This is a genomic window from Sphingobium sp. WTD-1, assembly GCF_030128825.1.
Taxonomy (GTDB): Bacteria; Pseudomonadota; Alphaproteobacteria; order Sphingomonadales; family Sphingomonadaceae; genus Sphingobium.
Window position 1 is genome coordinate 206,614 of record NZ_CP119127.1, and the last position, 18,387, is coordinate 225,000.

The following is an 18,387-nucleotide window of genomic DNA, read 5'->3' on the forward strand; positions in this document are numbered from 1 at the left end:
CGCAGGCGGAACCGTCGCAAGTCATTGGGCGTATTGCCTGTTTGCCGGACATATGGGATGCCCGGTGCGAAAGGGGCATCGCAGACAGATGAAGAAGCGGCAGGCGAGATATGTTCGGCATGCGCTGGGCATGATCATGGCAGCCGCCTCTCCCCTGCCCCTGATGGCGCAGACGGTTCCGGCCAGCCCCCCCGGCACCACAACTCCCGCCGACGAAGAACCGATCCTGCCCGACGACGAGTTCAACGCGCGCCTGCCCGGCGCCGGCAGCGTCGACGACAAGGCTGATAACAAGACCCCCTTGCCCTCGATCGACGACTGGCTGGACCAGCAGATGCCGGCCCAGGGCAATGCCCAGAACGGCGCGCCGGCCAGCGGCACGGCCCCCGCGACCGGCGCCGAACTGCCCCCCGCCACCGAGCCGCCGGTCGAAACCGAACTGGCCCAGCCGTTGCCCGCGCTCGACAGCGTGACCGTGCCGGAAAATGTCGCCGATGATGACAGCGATGAAAAGACGCCCGAGGTCCGCTACGCGACCCAGCTCGACGGGTTCGGCAAGACCGGTCTGGAGGATGAGTTCCGCGCCGCGTCCGCCTTGCTGGACGGCAAGGGCAAGGCCGAGACCGCATCGATGGTGCAGCAGCGCGCCCAGGCCGACGAGCAACTGGCGGTGCGGCTGTTCCATTCGGAGGGCTATTATGATGCGACCGCCCTCGCCTCGCTCGACCAGCAGCAGGATGGCACGCTGAAGGCGATCCTGTCGGTGACGCCGGGCAAGCGCTACAAGATTGGCGAGATCGTCATCCATGCGCCCGAGACGATCCCGCCCGGCCTGATCCGCGACAGCCTGACCTTGAAGACCGGCGACTATATCGTCGCCACTGCGGTCGAGGCGGCAGAGGCCAATGTCGCGCTCAAGCTGCCGGAACAGGGCTACGCCTTCGCCAGGATCGGCGACCGCGACATCCTGCTCGATCCCGCGACCGTGACCGGCGACTATACCCTTCCGGTCGAGCCGGGTCCGCGCGGCACATTCCGCACCATCACCACCAGCGGCGAGAAGCAGGCGTTCGGCGCCGACCATATGGCGGTGATCGCCCGCTTTGACAAAGGCGACCTCTATGACAGCCGCAAGGTCGACGATCTGCGCAAGGCGCTGGTCGCGACCGGCCTGTTCGCCAGCGTCGCGGTCGATCCGGTCCAGACCGGCGAGCCCGGCCCGGATGGCACCGAATATGTCGACCTGCATGTCGATCAGGAAGCCGGCCCGGCCCGGCGGCTGGCCGGCGAACTGGGCTATGGCACCGGACAGGGCTTCCGCGCCGAAGGCAGCTGGACCCATCGCAACCTGTTCCCGCCCGAAGGCGCCCTGATCGCCAGCGTCATCGCCGGCACCCAGGAACAGGGCGTATCGGGCACCTTCCGCCGGTCCAATGCGGGCAAGCGCGACAAGACCTTCCAGGCGGGCGCCGGCGTCAACCACCAGAAATATGACGCCTATGAAGCCTTCACCCTGGGCCTCAACGCCAGCTGGTCGCGCCAGTCGACACCGATCTTCCAGAAGCGCTGGACCTATAGCTATGGCGGCGAAATCCTGCTTTCGAACGAAAATACCACGATCGACGAAAGCGGCGAAAACAAGCGGCTGACCTATTTCATCGGCGCCCTGCCGGTGCAGGTCGGCTATGACCGCTCCAACGACCTGCTCAACCCCACCAGCGGCTTCCGCGCCAATCTGCGCGTGTCGCCCGAAGCGTCGTTGCAGGGCAATGTCTCGCCCTATGTCCGCGCCAGTTTCGACCTGGCCGGCTATTATCCGATTTCCGACAGTTTCGTGCTGGCGGCGCGGACCAAGATCGGCACGATCAACGGCGTCGCCCGCGACGATGTCGCCCCTTCGCGGCGCATCTATGCCGGCGGTGGCGGGTCGGTGCGCGGCTATGGCTATCAGGAACTGGGGCCAAAGGACGCGAACAATGATCCGATCGGCGGCCGATCGGTCAATGAATTCGCGGTCGAGGGCCGCTATCGCTTCGGCAATTACGGCGTCGTCGCCTTCGTCGATGCGGGCCAGGTCTATGAAAGCCAGATCCCGCAATTTTCCGACATCCGCTATGGCGTGGGCCTGGGCGGACGTTTCTACACCAATTTCGGCCCCTTCCGCGCAGATATAGCCATGCCGATCAACCGCCAGCCCGGCGAATCCAAATTCGCCCTCTACATCGGTATCGGACAGGCCTTCTGATGGCGGAAAATACCCCTCCCCCCGCGCCCGAAGCGACCGAGACCGTGGTGATCCGCCAGGGCCGCCCGCTGTGGCAGAAGATCGCCATCGGCCTGGCCGGCCTGATCGTCGGGCTGGTGGCGCTGGTCGCGGGCCTGCTGCTGTTCCTAGACACCCAGCCGGGCAAGAGCTTCCTCATCAAGCAGATCGTCGCGCTCAAGATGGAATCGGGCATGGGGATCGAAGTCGGCCGGATCGAGGGATCGATCTATAGCGACATGACCATCCACGACCTGATCCTGCGCGATCCCAAGGGCGTGTTCGCGGTCAGCCCCAGGGTCCATGTCGTCTGGCGCCCGTTCCGCTATCTGCAAAATCACATCTCGGTCCAGAATCTGGAAAGCCCGCTGGTGGTGCTGGCGCGCAGCCCGCAATTCAACCAGACCCCGACCGATCCCAATGCGCCGATCCTGCCCGACCTCGACATCGACGTCGACCGGATGCGCCTCGACCGTTTCCTGCTCGCCAAGCCGGTGATCGGCCAGAAGCGCGAGATCGCGATCGACAGCGTCGTTCATATCGCCGACGGCCGTGCCCAGCTGTCCGCCAATGCGGTGGTCGACAGCGGCGATCGGCTACAGGCGAAGCTGGACGCGGTGACGGCACAGAATCGCCTGGCGATGAGCGGGACGCTGACCGCGCCCAAGGGCGGCGTGATCGCGGCGATGAGCGGCCTGCCCGACGGCATGACCGCCTCGCTCGACGGCAAGGGCACCTGGCAGGCCTGGAACGGCAAGCTGATCGCCACCACGCCCAGGGGCGAACTGGCCAATATCGCGCTCGCCGCCCGCGACGGCAGCTTCACCGCCAAGGGGCCGCTGCGCCCCGGCCTCGTCTATGGCGACATTGCCGACCGGCTGACCCGGCCGCAGCTCGACGTCGACCTGTTCGCCGGCCTCAACGAACGGCGCGTGAACCTCAAGGGATCGCTGCGCTCACCCGCCATGTCGGCCGATGCGCAGGGTCTGGTGGACCTGGGCAAGAGCACATTCAGCGCGCTCAAGATCAACGCCGCGCTGCTGCAACCGGGCGCCTTCATGGACAAGGTGAAGGGCAAGGATGTCCGTGCCTCGATCATCCTCGACGGGCCGATGGCGACGCCCTTCATCGATTATGACATCAGCGCCACGTCCCTCGCCTTCGACGCCACCGGCATCGAGAATCTGAAGGCCAGCGGCCGCGCCGTGATCGACGCCGACCGCATCCGCATCCCGGTCAATGCGACGGCCAAGCGCGTCACCGGCCTCAATGCGGCGGCCGGCGGCCTGATGACCAATTTGCGGGTGAAGGGCGATTTTGCCTATGCCGGCGGCAAGCTGATCAGCGACAATCTCAAGCTAGACAGCGACAAGATCGACGCCACCGCCATCGTCCTCGCCGATCTCGACAACGCCATCTATCGCGGCGCGCTCAAGGGCCGGGTCAATGATTATCGGATCGACGGCGTCGGCATCGTCAACCTCAACACCGACGTCAAGCTGATCCCCGGTCCCAAGGGCGGCTTCGGCCTGTCGGGCATGTTCGGCGTGCGCACCGCGCGCTGGGAAAATGCCTCGGTCCGCGACTTCCTGGGCGGCAATGCGGTGATGTCCGGCCGGATCGGCATGACGCCGGAGGGCAGGTTCACGCTGGCGGGGCTCAAGGGCGCCGCACCCAATTTCCAGATCAAGTCCGGTTCGGGCAGCTATGACACCAACGGCCAGCTCGCCTTCGACACCGAAGCCTATTCGAAACAATATGGCCCGCTGTTCCTGACCGTGCGCGGCACGGCGGACCGGCCGCAGGCGGTGCTGCGCGCGCCGCGTCCCAATGTCGGCGTGCAGCTGACCGATGTCGTCGCCAAGCTGAATGGCGAACCGGCCGGCTATCGCCTCGATGCCACCGGCGGATCGCCCTATGGCCCCTTCTTCGCCAATGTGCTGATCCGCACCGCACAAGGCCCGCTGACGATCGACGTGACCAAGGCGCGCTTCGCCGGGGTCGACATGAATGGCCGCATCCAGCAGTCCAATGCTGGCCCCTTCACCGGCCAGCTGGCGATGAACGGGTCGGGCATCACCGGCGCGGTGAAGCTCAATGCCGTGGGCAAGCTGCAGGGTGTCGACGTCAACGCCACCGCCAGCAATGCCAAGCTGCCGGGCGAGGCCGACATCGTCATCGGCCGTGCCGTCGTCACCGCCTCCATGCTGCTGAGCGACCAGCCCAAGGTGATCGCCGACGTGCAGATTGCGAACGCCGCCTATGGCGACTATGTCGTGCGCAAGGCGCGGGCGAAGCTTGATTATCAGGGCGGGCGGGGCAAGGCCCAGCTGGTCGCCGACGGCTCCAGCGGCGTGCCCTTCTCGGTCGCGGTCAACGCCGCGCTGCGCCCCGACCTCTATGCCGTCGCGTTGCAGGGCAAGGCCAGCAATGTCGATTTCCGCCTGAACCAACCGGCGATCATCCGCGCAGAAAAAACCGGCTATCGGCTTGAACCGGTTAGTCTGGTGCTGCCGCAGGGCAAGGTCGATCTGGCCGGCCATTTCGGCACGGACACGACGCTGCAGGCCCGGTTCAAGGATTTCGACCTCGCCATCGCCAATGTCGCCAATCCGGGCCTGGGCATTGGCGGCAAGGCGACCGGCATGGTCGATTACAGCCAGAGCGGGACCGCCTTCCCGACCGCGACCACGCGCCTGGCGATCAGCGATTTCCGCCGGTCGAGTCTCGCCGCCGTGTCCGACGCGGTGTCGATGAATGTCGAGGGCAAGCTGTCCGCCGCCGGCGGCGACATGCGCGGCCTCATCCGCAAGGGCAACAGCACGATCGGCCGCTTCGTCGCCACCATGGCCCCGCCGGGACCGGGCGCCAACTGGTCGGAACAGCTGATGGCTGCGCCGCTGGGCGGCGGCATCCGTTATGCCGGCCCGGCCGACGTGCTCTTCTCCTTCGCCGGCCTTGCCGATCAGCGGCTGAGCGGCGGCATCGCGGTCGCCGCCGATTTCGGCGGCCGGCTGACCGCGCCGCAACTCAACGGCCTGGTCCGCGCCAATGCGCTGACCTATGACAATACGAGCTTCGGCACCCGCGTCACCCAGATGAAGCTCGACGGCCGCTTCACCAACGACCGACTCGACATTCGCGACTTTTCCGGCCGCGCCGGCAACGGCACCGTGCAGGCCAGCGGCACTGTCGGCCTGGCCGCCGACAGCGGCTTCCCGATGAACATCGCGGTCAAGATGGACCATGCCCGCCTCGCCCGCAGCGAAGCGATCACCAGCGTGGTCAGCGGCACCCTCGCTATCACCAACAGCGCGGAAAATGGCGGCCTGATCAAGGGCGACCTGTCGCTGCCCGAGACCCGCTATCGCGTCGCCTGGCAGGGCGGCACCGAGATTCGCGAATTGCAGGGCGTTCGCCGCAAGGGCGAGGGCCAGGATGTGCTGGCCCAGCGCATCGCCGACCGCAAGGCCGCCGCGGCATCGCCGACCAACTGGAAGCTCGACATCCGCCTGCGCGCCGACAACCAGATCTATGTCACCGGCATGGGCCTCGATTCCGAATGGAAGACCGACATGCGCGTCACCGGCACCGCGACCAAGCCGCGCGTGAGCGGCAAGATCGAGGTGATCCGCGGCCGCTACAGCTTCTCGGGCCATCAGTTCGACCTGGATCAGGGCGTCATCACCTTCAACGGCGACATGATGAACCCGACGCTGGCGATCAAGGCGCTGACCGAGATTGACGATGTCAGCGCCGGCATCGCCGTCGCCGGCACCGCGCAGCAGCCGGACATCACCTTCGTGTCGACGCCGACATTGCCGCAGGACGAGATTCTCTCGCGCATCCTGTTCGGTGACAATGTCGCCAATCTGTCCGCCACCCAGGCGATCCAGTTGGCGGCCGCGCTCAACGGCCTGCGCGGCGGCAGTGGCGGTCTCAACCCAATGGGCAAGCTGCAGGGCGCGTCCGGCCTCGACCGGATCGGCATTGTCGGCGGTGACGAGGATACCGGGCGCGGCACGTCGCTCGCCGTCGGCCAGCATATCTCCAACAATATCTATGTGGAGGTGGTGACGGACTCGAAGGGCTTTACCGCGACCCAACTGGAAGTCGCCCTGTCGAAGACGCTGAGCATCCTGTCGAAGACCGGCACCAATGCGGGATCTTCCGCCGCACTTCGTTATTCCAGGGACTATTGATCCGGCGCCAGGGTGGCGCCGCCATAACAGGAGAATATGTGCCCTTCGCCCCGTCGCTCTCCCGCCCGATCATCTGTGCCGTCGCCCTCTCCGCAGCGCCGGCCGCGCTGGCGGAAACCCCGCGTGAACTGCTGACCACGGCGGCTTTCCAGACCAGCGACAAGGCGCGGGCGCTGAGCCTCATCGGTCAGGCCATCAGCGCTGCCGACCGCATATTGATGACCGCCCCCAATGATCATGAGGCGGTGCTGCAACGCGCGGTCGCGATCGGCTATCGCGCCAAGCTGACCCGCAGCCGAGCCGATGCGCGCAGCTCGCTTTCCGCGTTCGAGGCGCTCGCCGCGCGCAACCCGCGCGATGCTGAGGCACAGATGGTGATCGCCGGCTGGCATCTCGACGCGATCGACCAGCTCGGCAGCTTCATCGCCCGCACCGTGCTGGGCGCGAAGGAACAGGTGGGCGAGGCCGCCCTGGGCAAGGCGGTGGCGCTGGGCGGCAACCGCGCCTTCTATCCGGGCCTGGCCGCATTGATGCGCATCCGCGCCGATCATAATGATGTCGCCGGCGCGCTGGCGCTGGCCGAACGGGCGGCCAATGCCCCCGCCCCCGCCCCGCTCGACCAGTTGATGAAGCGCAATGCCGCCGCCATCCTGCCCGCGCTGCGCGCCGGCAATGGCAAGGCGGCCGCCGCCCAGGCGCGCAAGCTGCTGCCGTTCGGGAAGCTGCCGGAATAGCGCGACAGCGGCCTGCAGCATCGGCAGGATGACATCTTGTCGAATCTCTCCTGAAGGATGGCCATGCGTCTCGCGATCGAAGCGACCCTCGACTATGAATTTTCCGGGCCGACCGACGTATTGATGGCCGTCGAGGCCGCCGCCATGGCCGACCAGCGCATCGTCGAACAATCGCACATCATCGACAATGCCGGGCCGCTGACCAATTTGATGGGCGGCAGCGCAATCGGCCGGCGCACCTGGACGCGCAGCGGCACCGGGCGAATGCTCAGCCGCTACAGGGCGCTGGTCGATGTCGATCGGCCCGCGCCCGATCTTTTCCAGCTACAACGCTCGCCGCTGCCCAGCCTGCCGCAGGATGTGCTGCCCTTCATCTGGCCCAGCCGCTATTGCGAGGCGGACCGTTTCGTCAGCTTCGTCTGCGGCCATTTCGAGGGGCTGGACGGCGGCCCGCTGGTGCAGGCGCTGGTCGGCTGGGTGCATGACAATCTGCAATATGTGCCCGGCAGTTCGGACATCACCACCACCGCCGCCGATACCTTCGTCGCCCAGCGTGGCGTGTGCCGCGACTTCGCGCACCTCACCGCCGCGCTGATCCGCGCGCGCGACATTCCCGCCCGGCTCGTATCGGTCTATGCCGCCGATCTCGACCCGCCCGATTTCCACGCGGTGGTGGAGGTGTGGCTCGACGGCGCCTGGCATATGGTCGACGCGACGGGGTTGGCCCCGATCGAGGGCATGGTGCGCATTGCCGTCGGCCGCGACGCCACCGACATCGCCTTCATGACTATCTTCGGCAGCGCCCAGATGAACGAACAAGCGATCCATGTGACGCGGGTGGAAGAACCCGGAGACGTTACGGCCCCTTGACCCCGGCCCTGCCGCCCGCCTAGCCTATACTCAGACAAATTGAGAAAGGGGATGGCATGGGTGTGCAGCTTTCGGGACGAGCCTGGATGCGGACGCGGCGGGCACTGCTGGCGGCGACGGCGGGCCTGCTCGCCGGCCTTGCCGGCGCATCGGCCCCGGCAGCTGCGCCCGGCGACAGTGCCGTCCTGACCGTCGACACCGGCAAGCCCGGCGCCACCATCGATCCCAATATCTATGGCCAGTTCGTCGAGCATCTGGGCCGCGGCGTCTATGAGGGCATATGGGTCGGGCCGGACAGTCCCATCCCCAATGTGCGCGGCATCCGCAGCGATGTGGTCGCCGCGCTGCGCCAGGTAAAGGTGCCGGTGATCCGCTGGCCGGGCGGCTGCTTTGCCGATGGCTATCATTGGCGCGACGGCATCGGCCCGGCCGCACAGCGCCCCGCCGGCATCAACGCCGCCTGGGACAAGTCGGCCGAAACCAATGCGTTCGGCACCCATGAATATATGGATTTCCTGGACCAGATCGGCGCCAAGGCCTTCGTGTCGGTCAATGTCGGATCGGGCAGCGTGCGCGAGGCGGACGACTGGATGCGCTATATGACCGCGCCGGCCGACAGCCAGCCGGGCAAGGAACGCGCCGCCAATGGTCATGCCGCGCCCTGGGCCGTGCCCTTCGTCGGCGTCGGCAACGAAAGCTGGGGCTGTGGCGGCAACATGACCGCCGACACCTATGCCACCGCCTTCCGCCATTATGCCGCCTTCCTGCGCGCCTATTCGGGCGAGCGGGCAAAGCTGATCGCGGTGGGCGCGGATACCGACGATTATGAATGGACCGAAAAGGTCATGGCGCAGGCGATGAAATGGCGCCCCAATCCCACGCCGCTCGCCTATAACACCGAACGCCCGCTGATGTGGGGCCTGTCGCTCCATTTCTACAGCTTCGCCGGCAATGACTGGCGCAACAAGGGGCGCAATATCGGGTTCGGCACCGACCAATGGGCCTCCGCGCTGGCCCGCGCCCATCTGACCGACGAACTGATCCGCCGCCATGCCGCGATCATGGACCGCTATGATCCGAAAAAGCAGGTGGCGATCGCGGTCGATGAATGGGGCGCCTGGTTCGACAGCGAGAAGGACGCACCCTCGCAACTCTATCTCGAAAGCACGCTGCGCGACGCGGTGATTGCGGGGATGAGCCTCAACATCTTCAACAATCATGCCGACCGGGTGCGCATGGCCAATGTCGCGCAGATGGTGAATGTCATCCAGTCGCTGGTGCTGACCCAGGGCGCGAAGATGGTGGTGACGCCGACCTGGCATGTGTTCGACCTCTACAAGGTCCACCAGAATTCGACGATGATCCCGGTCGATGTGCAGGCGCCCGACTACGTCGAGGGCGCGGTGCGGCTGCCGGGGCTCAGCGTGTCGGCGTCGAAGGATGCGGCGGGCGCGCTGCACCTCAGCATCGTCAATCTCGACCCCGCCGCCGCCCGGCCGGTGCGCATCGACCTGAAGGGCGGCGCCTGGCGCAAGGCGAGCGCCCGGACGCTGACCGCCGCGACCATCGACACCCGCATCCGCTTCGAGGGCGCCGATCCCTTCGTGCCCGGCCCGCTGCCGGCGCGGCTGGCGCAGGGTCAGGTGGCGCTGACCCTACCGTCCAAGTCGGTGACATTGGTGACGGTGGAGTAAGCCTCCACATCCGTTCGCTTCGAGCGTGTCGAGAAGCGGGAAGCACTACGGTTTCTCGACTTGGCTCGAAACGAACGGAGACGGGGAAGTTTATCCCTCGGCCGCCTTCAGCCGCCCGGCCGCATCGTCGAACGCCGCCCAGCTGATCTGGGCCAGGCTGGCGCCGATGCTGCAACGACGCACGCCCAGCGCCGCCAGCGCGGCGATGCCGGCCGCGTCATAGTCATGGATGACGACATTGACCGGCCTGGGCGCGACCGCCGCGACCAGTTCGGCGACGGCGCCATGGTCCAGCAGGAAAGGCACGAACAGGCAGTCGGCCCCCGCCTCCGCATAGGCGACGGCGCGGGCGATGCTCTCGCTCGGCGTCATGCCGGGCACGCGGAAATTCTCGCTGCGCCCGACCAGCATCAGCGCCGGATCGACCCGGTCGATCGCCTCGCGCGCGGCCGCGATCCGCTCCACCGCCAGCGGCAGGTCATATAGCGCGCTGCCCGACCAGTCCTCGATCGACAGGGCCGCAATGCCGGTCTGCGCCGCCAGCGTCACATTGGCGGCGACATCCTCGGGCGCGTCGGCAAAGCCATTCTCGAAATCGGCGTTGACCGGCAGGTCGGTCGCCGCGACCAGCATCTCCAGATGCGCCAGCACCGCGTCGCGGCCCAGTTCGCCATCATCCTTGCCCGCCGCCCAGGCCGCGCCGGCACTGGTCGACGCGATCGCGCGAAAGCCCTTCTTCGCCAGCCGCATCGCGCTGCCCGCGTCCCACGCATTGGGCAGCAGGAAAAAGCCATCCTGATGCAGGGCACGGAAATCGGCGCGTTTGCGGGCGGTGTCGGTCATCAGGAAATCCTTCTTTGTCCTCTGGATTGGCAAGCGGATTGACTCGGGCAGCCAATGGCGTGAAATAAGAACATATCAGGAACAAATGCAATGAGCGAGTCGATCAAAAGTCTCGCCGCGCTGAAGCGGCATATCGCGGCGCTGGACCGGACGCCAGCGCCGACGGTCGGCTGTGCCCGGCTTGCGACCGGTCATGCCGGGCTGGATGCGGCGCTCGACGGCGGCCTCCTGCGCGGGCGGGTGCATGAACTGTTCGGCGCGGCGGAGGAGGAAGGGGCGGCGGCCGGCCTGGCGCTGATCCTCGCCCGGCTGGCGGCGGATGACGCGCCGCTGCTCTGGCTGCGCACCACCGCATCGGCCAGGGCCGGCGGATCGCCCTATGGCCCCGGCCTCGCCGCGCTGGGGTTGAACCCGGCACGCTTGCTGATCGGGCTGATGGCCGATGACGCGATGCTGTTGCGCGCGGCGGTGGAGGGGCTGCGCTGCCCCGCGCTCGGCGCGCTGCTGATCGAATTGCGCGGGCGCGCCCCGCTGCTCGACCTCACCGCCAGCCGGCGGCTGGCGCTGGCAGCCGAACAATCGGGCGTCACCGCCTTCCTGCTGCGGGTCGGCGGCGATCCGGTGCCCAGCGCGGCCGAAACCCGCTGGCAGGTGGCGGCCGCCCCATCCGATCCGCTGCCCGGCAATGCGCCGGGGCACAGTGCCTTCGCCCTCAGCCTGCTGCGGCGACGGGCGGGGCCGGACGGGCTGGCCTGGCGGCTGATATGGGATGGCGAAAAGGGGGCTTTTGGAGACGGACGGCATGAACGCCATGAGCATGGACAGGACGGACAGCAGGGCGGCGCGCCGCTATCTGGCGCTCTGGTTCCCCTTCCTGCCGATCGATCGGCTGCGGATCGCGCGGCCTGACCTCTGGGCCGCGCAGGGCGATGCGCCCGCGGTGGTGGTGGAAAATGTCCGCGGCGCGATGCGGCTCGCGACGCTGGATGCCGATGCGCTGGCGGCGGGCCTCACCGCCGGCATGACGCTGGCCGATGCGCGCGCCCGCGAGCCGGAGCTGCGCGTGTTCGAGGCCGATCCCCATGGCGACCAGGACTGGCTGGAGCGCCTGTGCGACGGTTGCGCCCGTTACACCCCCAATGCCGCGCTCGATTCCGGCCATGGCCTGATGCTCGACATCAGCGGCTGCGGCCATCTGTGGGATGGCGAGGCGGAACTGGCGCAGGCCGCGACCGACCGGCTGGAACGGCATGGCATGCGTGTGCGCCACGCCATCGCCGCATCGCCCGAGGCCGCCCATGCGCTCGCCCGTTTCCCCGCCGCCCCCGCGCCGGACGAGGATGCGGCGGTGCGCCGCCTGCCGGTCGAGGCGCTGGAGCTGGAGGCGGAGAGCGCGGTGGCGCTGCGCCGGGCGGGACTGCGCACCGTCGGCGATCTCGCCGCGCGCCCGGCCGCCGCGCTCGCCGCCCGCTTCGGTGAGGAGGCTGTGGACGCGCTCCATGCGCTGCTGGGCCTGGGCCATCGCCCGCTTGCCCCGCGCCGTCCGCGCCCGGCGATCCGCGTCGAACGGCGCTTTGCCGAACCGATGGGCAGCAGCGCCCATGCGATCAAGGTCGTGGCGGAGATGGCAGCGGAAGCGGGCGAACAACTGGCCGAGCGCGGCCAGGGCGGCCGCCGGTTCGAGGCCGTCTTCTTCCGCAGCGACGGCCTTGCCTTCCCGATCCGGGTCGAAACCAGCCTGCCGATCCGTGATGCGCCCGCGATCATGCGCCTGTTCCAGGAACGGATCGACAGCCTGTCCGATCCGCTCGATCCCGGCTTCGGCTTCGACATGCTGCGCCTCACCGTGCCGCGCGCCGATCCGATGGCGCCGACCCAGCTCGCGCTCGAAGGGGGCGAGGCGCGCAAGAGCGAGGGCGTGGAGGCGCTGGTCGATCGCCTGTCGATCCGCGCCGGGCGCGCGCGCATCCAGCGGCTGGAACCACGCGACAGCCATATTCCCGAACAGGCGCAGCTGGCGCTGCCGGCGGTCGAGCATCGCGCGCCCGAAGGCTGGGCGCCGGTCGGCGATCCCGGCGACCCGCCGATGCGCCCGCTCCATCTGTTCGATCCGCCCCAGCCGATCGATGTCGTGGCGGAAGTGCCCGACGGCCCGCCCCACCGTTTCCGTTGGCGCCGCACCCTGCATGAAGTCACCCGGTTCGAAGGGCCGGAACGGATTGCGCCGCAATGGTGGCAGGCCCGGGACGGCGCGATCGAGGGCGAAAGCACCGGCCGCACCCGCGACTATTACCGAGTCGAGGATGCGCGCGGCCGCCGCTACTGGATTTTCCGCCACGGCCTTTATGGCGCGGAAACGGTCCATCCCGGCTGGTATATCCACGGCCTGTTCGCATGAGCGGCCGGCGCCCTCCGCCCGATCCCGCAAAACCCCGATCGATCGACCGGCGCGAATTGAACGCGATCGAAGCAGCCCGAGAAAAAACAAAACCCGCCCCGCCGCGCCCGGCATCGGCCGAGCCGCCCTTCGCCGAGCTGGTCTCGATCAGCAATTACAGCTTCCTTCATGGCGCATCCCATCCCGCCGATCTGGTGGGAGAAGCAATCGCCCTGGGCCTCAAGGCCATCGGCCTTGCCGATCGTAACAGCGTCGCCGGAGCGGTCCGCGCCTATGTCGCGCTGCGCGACGCGCCAGAAAAAGCACGAGCCGAGTTGCTGGAAGGGAAGAAAGCACGCGGCGAACCGGAACGGCTGACGCCCGAAGAGGAAGCCGGCTGCGAAACCGACCTGCGCTTGATCGTCGGCGCCCGGCTGGTCTTTGTCGACGGCACTCCCGACATCATCGTCTATCCCGCATCGCGGCAAGGCTGGGGGAAGCTGACCCGATTGCTGACCAAGGGCAATATCAAGGCGATCAAGGGCGACTGCATCCTGCATTTTGCCGACCTGCTCGATTATCTCGACGACTGGCGGATGATCATCCTGCCCTTGTCGACGGCGCAGGCGCAGCAGGAGCATGACGCCCCGCCCGATTACGCCTTCGAGGATGAGGCTATCCCCGTGCCATCTCGGCATTTGCGGCTGGTCCCGCCCGCCTCGCCACCCAGTTGGCAGGAGGCCGCGCGGCAATTGCAGGACAGGATCCCGGGTCGCGTCTGGCTGGGGCTGTCGATGCGCTATCAGGGGCGGGACGCCCGGCATGTGGCGATGATGCAGGCGGTATCACGCGACATCGGGATCCCACTGATCGCGACGAACGATATTCTCTATGCGACGTCCGGCACTCGTCCCCTCCAGGACGTGCTGACCTGTATCCGTGAAGGAGTAACGCTCAAGACGGCAGGCACCCGATTGCAGGCCAATGCCGAACGGCACATGAAATCACCGACGGAGATGGCCCGGCTGTTTGCCGTCTGCCCCGATGCCTTGGCCGAGACGATCCGCTTCATCGACGGGATCGACTTCACGCTGAAGAATCTCGCCTATGAATATCCGCATGAGCCGGTGCCGGCGGGCTGGTCGCCGGACGCCTGGCTGGAGGATATGGTGCGCCGGCGCGCCCGGCGGCGCTATGGCCGCCAGCTTCCGCCCAAGGTGCGCGCGCTCATAGGTCAGGAATTGCGCCTTATCCGGCGCCAGAACTACGCCTATTATTTCCTGACCGTGCATGATCTTGTGCGCTTCGCCCGCGCGCAGAAGCCGCCAATCCTGTGCCAGGGACGCGGATCGGCCGCCAATTCCATCGTCTGCTTCCTGCTCGGGGTCACGTCGATCGATCCGATGGAGCATGACCTGCTCTTTTCCCGCTTCGTGTCGGAGGAGCGCAACGAGCCGCCCGATATCGACGTCGATTTCGAACATGAGCGGCGCGAGGAGGTGATGCAATATATCTATCGCCGCTATGGCCGGGCCCGTGCCGGCATCGCGGCGACCGTCATCCATTATCGCTCGCGCAGCGCGCTGCGCGAAGTCGCCAAGGTGTTGGGCCTCAGCGAAGATGTGGTGATGCGCCTTTCGGCAACCGTGTGGGGCAGCTATTCGGGCGATCTGGGCGATGCCCGCTTCGTGGATGCCGGCTTTGCCCTCGACAATGGCGAGATCCAGCGGTTGCGCACCCTGGTCCAGCAATTGATCAAGGCGCCTTTCCCCCGTCATCTGTCCCAGCATGTCGGCGGCTTCGTCCTGACCCAGGATCGGCTGGACGAGACCGTGCCGATCCACAATGCGGCCATGGCCGACCGCAGTTTCATCGAATGGGACAAGGATGATATCGACGCGCTGAACCTGATGAAGGTTGATGTGCTAGCGCTGGGGATGCTCAGTTGCATTCGCCGGGCCTATGCGCTGATGAACCAGCACGGACTGGGTCGCCACGACCTGACCGTTGATCTGCAATCCAGGGATCCGGCCGTCTATGACATGCTCTGCAAGGGCGACAGTATCGGTGTCTTCCAGGTCGAGAGCCGGGCGCAGATCAACATGTTGCCGCGTCTCAAACCGCGCAGCCTTTATGACCTGACGGTGCAGGTGGCGATCGTGCGGCCGGGGCCGATCGAAGGGGATATGGTGCATCCCTATCTGCGACGGCGGTGCGGCGAGGAGAAGGTCGACTATCCCAGCCCCGGTACCGACTTCGGCCCGCCAGACGAGTTGGAGAAGTTGCTCAAGGACACTTATGGCGTCCCCCTGTTCCAGGAACAGGCGATGAAGCTGGCCATCGTCGCGGCCGGTTTTTCCTCATCCGAAGCCAACCAGCTCCGCCGCGCCATGGCGACCTTCCGCAATGTCGGCACCATCCATCATTTCCGCGAGAAGATGATCAACGGCATGACCGCGCGCGGTTATGAGGCGGAGTTTGCTGCGCGCTGCTTCAAGCAGATCGAAGGGTTCGGCAGCTATGGCTTTCCCGAAAGCCATGCGCTGTCCTTCGCCCGGCTGGTCTATGTCTCGGCCTGGATCAAATGCCACCAGCCCGCCATCTTCGCCTGCGCCCTGCTCAATTCCCAGCCGATGGGCTTCTATGCCCCGGCCCAGCTGGTCCGCGACGCGCGCGAGCATGGCGTCGCCATCCATGATGTCGACGTCAATATGAGCGGCTGGGACAATGGCCTGGAACCGCTGTTGCGCAGCCGCCACGCAGACAAGGGCGAAGGCACCGGCCGGGCGCTGGCGCTGCGGCTTGGCCTGCGCCAGGTCGATGGCTTCCGCGAACAATGGGCAGCACAGATGGCGGACGCACGGGCGCAGGGCGGCCTCTTCACCAGTATCGAGGATATGGCCCGGCGCGCCGGCCTGCCCGCGCGGGCGCTGCGGCTGCTGGCCGATGCCGATGCCTGCCGCTCGCTGGGGCAGGATCGGCGCACCGCTTTATGGGAGGCGCGGCGCACTCCGTCAGACGAACTGCCCCTGTTCGCCGCCGCCCGCCGGCACGATCGCGCCGCGCGCGAACTGGGGGAGGAGGCCGATGCGATGCTGCCCGCCATGCCGCTCGCCGAACAGGTGATGGACGATTATGCGGTGACGCGGCTGTCGCTCAAGGGCCATCCGATGCAGTTTCTGCGCCCGGTCTTCGCGGCCGAAGGTGTGCTGAGCTGCGCCCAGACCAGCGCGGCGAAGAATGGCGCGCGCGTCCGCACCGCCGGCCTGGTGCTGGTGCGCCAGCGGCCGGGCAAGGGCAATGCGGTTTTCCTCACCATTGAGGATGAGACCGGCATCGCCAATATTCTGCTTTGGGCGCGTCTGTTCGAGTTGCAGCGCCGCCCGGTCATGGCCAGCCGTCTGATGCTGGTCGAGGGCGAGGTGCAGCGCAGCAAGGAGGGCGTCGTCCATCTGATGGCGAGCCGCATCCATGACCGCACCGCCGACCTCAACCGATTGTCGCAATCCGGACCGCCGAAACAGGCCGCCCCCGCCGCCCGTCACCCCCGCGACGTGCGCATCCTGCCAAAATCGCGGGATTTTCACTGAGATTGAGGGCGTTGATGTTGTTTGGACGCAAAAGAGCCGCCTTGGGAATGATCCGAGGCGGCGTGTGTGCGGTGCTGGTGTGTATGGTTGCGGGAGTAGGATTTGAACCTACGACCTTCAGGTTATGAGCCTGACGAGCTACCGGGCTGCTCCATCCCGCGACACTGGGCTTTTGTGGCCCTGATAAGCAAAAAAGGGCGGCTTTTGGCCGCCCTGTTTTGTAACATTGTGATGGGTTTTTGATCCGTTGCTATGCGCGTGCTTCAATGCCTGGCGACGCCCTACTCTTCCAGTGCTTGAGCAATAGTACCATCGGCGCAGACTGGTTTCACGGCCGAGTTCGGGATGGGATCGGGTGGGTCACAGACGCTATGGTCACCAAGCAATGAAGCAGGCGCATAACTGCGGGTTTTTAATCGATACCGTGCACAATTTTGAGTGTTTGATGTTCGTATATCTGGGCTGGCTTAAAACCACGCCATCAGCGTCTTAGCTGTTTCCAGCATTGTCGTTGATGGTGGGACTCTTAAGCGCGAACAGAGCAATTAGGACTGGTTAGCTCCATGCGTTACCGCACTTCCACATCCAGCCTATCAACGTCGTGGTCTACGACGGCTCGATGAAATCTTATCTTGAGGGAGGCTTCCCGCTTAGATGCTTTCAGCGGTTATCCCGTCCATACATAGCTACCCTGCTGCGCCACTGGCGTGACGACAGGTACACCAGAGGTATGTTCAACCCGGTCCTCTCGTACTAGGGTCAACTCCTCTCAAATTTCGACGCCCACGGCAGATAGGGACCAAACTGTCTCGCGACGTTCTGAACCCAGCTCACGTACCACTTTAATTGGCGAACAGCCAAACCCTTGGGACCTGCTCCAGCCCCAGGATGTGATGAGCCGACATCGAGGTGCCAAACGATTCCGTCGATATGAGCTCTTGGGAATCATCAGCCTGTTATCCCCGGCGTACCTTTTATCCGTTGAGCGATGGCCCTTCCACGAGGGACCACCGGATCACTATGACCGACTTTCGTCTCTGCTCGACTTGTCAGTCTCGCAGTCAGGCGGGCTTATGCCATTGCACTCTAACAGACGGTTTCCAACCGTCCTGAGCCCACCATCGCGCGCCTCCGTTACTCTTTAGGAGGCGACCGCCCCAGTCAAACTACCCGCCACAGAGGGTCCCTGCACCGGATAACGGTGCGAGGTTAGACATCAGAAAACAACAGGGTGGTATTTCACCTATGGCTCCACATCAACTGGCGTCAATGCTTCAAAGCCTCCCACCTATGCTACACAGTTCTTTCCTAATGCCACTCTGAAGCTGCAGTAAAGGTGCACGGGGTCTTTCCGTCTAACCGCGGGTACTCCGCATCTTCACGGAGAATTCAATTTCGCTGAGCATATCCTGGAGACAGTGGGGAAGTCGTTACGCCATTCGTGCAGGTCGGAACTTACCCGACAAGGAATTTCGCTACCTTAGGACCGTTATAGTTACGGCCGCCGTTTACCTGGGCTTCAATTCAGAGCTTGCACTCCTCCTCTTAACCTTCAGGCACCGGGCAGGCGTCAGGCCCTATACGTCGTCTTGAAGCCGACTTAGCAGAGCCCTGTGTTTTTGCTAAACAGTCGCTACCCCCTGGCCTGTGCCCCCCATCAAAAGTTGCCTTAAGATGGGGCCTCCTTCTTCCGAAGGTACGGAGGCAATTTGCCGAGTTCCTTCAGGATACTTCTCTCAAACGCCTTGGTATACTCTACCATTCCACCTGTGTCGGTTTAGGGTACGGTCTATACGGTGGGGCTATTTCCTGGG

The 18,387-nt window shown here is 65.9% G+C and carries 9 protein-coding genes, 1 tRNA gene and 2 rRNA genes (1 of these 12 only partly in view); 8 read left to right on the forward strand and 4 right to left on the reverse strand.

The genetic code is table 11. The annotated features are described in order from the left end of the window. Positions 1 to 88 precede the first annotated feature (88 nt). The 5 genes from N6H05_RS01060 to N6H05_RS01080 all read left to right on the forward strand — a co-directional run bounded on the left by N6H05_RS01060 (position 89) and on the right by N6H05_RS01080 (position 9,763). Positions 89 to 2,245 carry a BamA/TamA family outer membrane protein gene (locus tag N6H05_RS01060; RefSeq protein WP_284112358.1) on the forward strand — a complete coding sequence of 719 codons (2,157 nt, stop codon included), beginning with the start codon at positions 89 to 91 and terminating at the stop codon, positions 2,243 to 2,245. Then, positions 2,245 to 6,465 carry a translocation/assembly module TamB domain-containing protein gene (locus N6H05_RS01065; RefSeq protein ID WP_284112359.1) on the forward strand — a complete coding sequence of 1,407 codons (4,221 nt, stop codon included), beginning with the start codon at positions 2,245 to 2,247 and terminating at the stop codon, positions 6,463 to 6,465. The genes N6H05_RS01060 and N6H05_RS01065 overlap by 1 nt, the downstream gene beginning before the upstream one ends. A gap of 38 nt (positions 6,466 to 6,503) precedes the next feature. Beyond that, positions 6,504 to 7,199 (forward strand): hypothetical protein, encoded by a 696-nt coding sequence (locus tag N6H05_RS01070; RefSeq protein ID WP_284112360.1) that lies wholly within the window; start codon positions 6,504 to 6,506, stop codon positions 7,197 to 7,199. A 63-nt stretch (positions 7,200 to 7,262) separates the two neighbouring features. Next, the gene (locus N6H05_RS01075; protein WP_284112361.1) at positions 7,263 to 8,069 is read left to right on the forward strand and encodes a transglutaminase-like domain-containing protein; all 807 of its coding nucleotides are present in this window, start codon (positions 7,263 to 7,265) and stop codon (positions 8,067 to 8,069) included. Between the two features lie 56 nt (positions 8,070 to 8,125). After that, a complete protein-coding gene (locus N6H05_RS01080; protein WP_284112362.1) occupies positions 8,126 to 9,763 on the forward strand; it encodes an alpha-N-arabinofuranosidase in 1,638 nt (545 codons plus the stop codon). A gap of 90 nt (positions 9,764 to 9,853) precedes the next feature. On the opposite strand, the gene N6H05_RS01085 is transcribed toward N6H05_RS01080, so the two are convergent. After that, positions 9,854 to 10,606: an isocitrate lyase/PEP mutase family protein gene (locus N6H05_RS01085; RefSeq protein WP_284112363.1), complete on the reverse strand. Its 753-nt coding sequence runs from the start codon at positions 10,604 to 10,606 to the stop codon at positions 9,854 to 9,856. Between the two features lie 90 nt (positions 10,607 to 10,696). On the opposite strand from N6H05_RS01085, the gene N6H05_RS01090 reads away from it, so the two are divergent. From N6H05_RS01090 to N6H05_RS01100, 3 genes are read left to right on the forward strand one after another with little or no spacing between them, the layout of a single operon-like run. After that, positions 10,697 to 11,515, forward strand: coding sequence for an ImuA family protein (locus N6H05_RS01090; protein WP_284112364.1), 819 nt, complete (start codon positions 10,697 to 10,699; stop codon positions 11,513 to 11,515). Then, the gene (locus N6H05_RS01095) at positions 11,409 to 13,004 is read left to right on the forward strand and encodes a Y-family DNA polymerase (protein ID WP_284112365.1); all 1,596 of its coding nucleotides are present in this window, start codon (positions 11,409 to 11,411) and stop codon (positions 13,002 to 13,004) included. Before N6H05_RS01090 ends, N6H05_RS01095 begins: the two co-directional genes overlap by 107 nt. Then, complete coding sequence (locus N6H05_RS01100) at positions 13,001 to 16,573, forward strand: error-prone DNA polymerase (protein ID WP_284112366.1); 3,573 nt, start codon at positions 13,001 to 13,003, stop codon at positions 16,571 to 16,573. Before N6H05_RS01095 ends, N6H05_RS01100 begins: the two co-directional genes overlap by 4 nt. Before the next feature lie 84 nt (positions 16,574 to 16,657). On the opposite strand, the gene N6H05_RS01105 is transcribed toward N6H05_RS01100, so the two are convergent. The 3 genes from N6H05_RS01105 to N6H05_RS01115 all read right to left on the reverse strand — a co-directional run. Beyond that, positions 16,658 to 16,734 (reverse strand) — tRNA-Met (locus N6H05_RS01105). A 107-nt stretch (positions 16,735 to 16,841) separates the two neighbouring features. Then, positions 16,842 to 16,956 (reverse strand): 5S ribosomal RNA (gene rrf / locus N6H05_RS01110). Positions 16,957 to 17,099: 143 nt separating this feature from the next. Next, positions 17,100 to 18,387, reverse strand: a 23S ribosomal RNA gene (locus N6H05_RS01115) (it continues 1,504 nt past the right edge of the window).

Bases quoted from the DNA above. Each gene is read 5' to 3' on its own strand.
- N6H05_RS01060 (WP_284112358.1), top strand. From the start codon at position 89: ATGAAGAAGCGGCAGGCGAGATATGTTCGGCATGCGCTGGGCATGATC.
- N6H05_RS01065 (WP_284112359.1), top strand. From the start codon at position 2,245: ATGGCGGAAAATACCCCTCCCCCCGCGCCCGAAGCGACCGAGACCGTG.
- N6H05_RS01075 (WP_284112361.1), top strand. From the start codon at position 7,263: ATGCGTCTCGCGATCGAAGCGACCCTCGACTATGAATTTTCCGGGCCG.
- N6H05_RS01080 (WP_284112362.1), top strand. From the start codon at position 8,126: ATGGGTGTGCAGCTTTCGGGACGAGCCTGGATGCGGACGCGGCGGGCA.
- N6H05_RS01085 (WP_284112363.1), bottom strand. From the start codon at position 10,606: ATGACCGACACCGCCCGCAAACGCGCCGATTTCCGTGCCCTGCATCAG.
- N6H05_RS01090 (WP_284112364.1), top strand. From the start codon at position 10,697: ATGAGCGAGTCGATCAAAAGTCTCGCCGCGCTGAAGCGGCATATCGCG.
- N6H05_RS01095 (WP_284112365.1), top strand. From the start codon at position 11,409: ATGAACGCCATGAGCATGGACAGGACGGACAGCAGGGCGGCGCGCCGC.
- N6H05_RS01100 (WP_284112366.1), top strand. From the start codon at position 13,001: ATGAGCGGCCGGCGCCCTCCGCCCGATCCCGCAAAACCCCGATCGATC.